This is a genomic window from Rhodanobacter thiooxydans LCS2 (assembly GCF_000264375.1).
GTDB classification, from domain to species: Bacteria; Pseudomonadota; Gammaproteobacteria; order Xanthomonadales; family Rhodanobacteraceae; genus Rhodanobacter; species Rhodanobacter thiooxydans.
This window is the reverse complement of record NZ_AJXW01000166.1, coordinates 1-341: the sequence shown is the minus strand read 5'-3', so window position 1 is coordinate 341 and position 341 is coordinate 1. Positions and strand designations below refer to the sequence as shown.

The window sequence follows — 341 nt, the reverse complement described above, 5'->3', positions numbered from 1 at the left end:
GGGACTACGTGGTCTACCACCAGCAGGCCGGCGGCTGGACGCCGATGGCTGCCGCACGGATCGGCAGCAGCTTCACCCCGATCGACTCCACGCCCGACGGGCAGCGCGTCTACGCCCGCTACAACGCCGGCGGCGGCCCGACCGCGCTGGTCGAGCAGGATGAGGACGGCGGCAACCGCAAGGTGCTCGCCAGCGACGGTTTCAGCAGCATCGGCGACATCGAGTGGACGGCGCTGCCGCGCCAGCCATTCGCCACCGTACCGGCCACCGGCCTGCCGCAGGCCAGCTACATCGACGCCAACACGCCCACCGCCAAACTGCACCGCGCGCTGAGCCAGAAG

At 71.3% G+C, this 341-nt stretch carries 1 pseudogene; it reads left to right on the top strand.

Features of this window, described 5'->3' with window-relative positions:
- Positions 1 to 341, top strand: a pseudogene (locus tag UUA_RS19735) (alpha/beta hydrolase family protein); the annotation flags it as partial.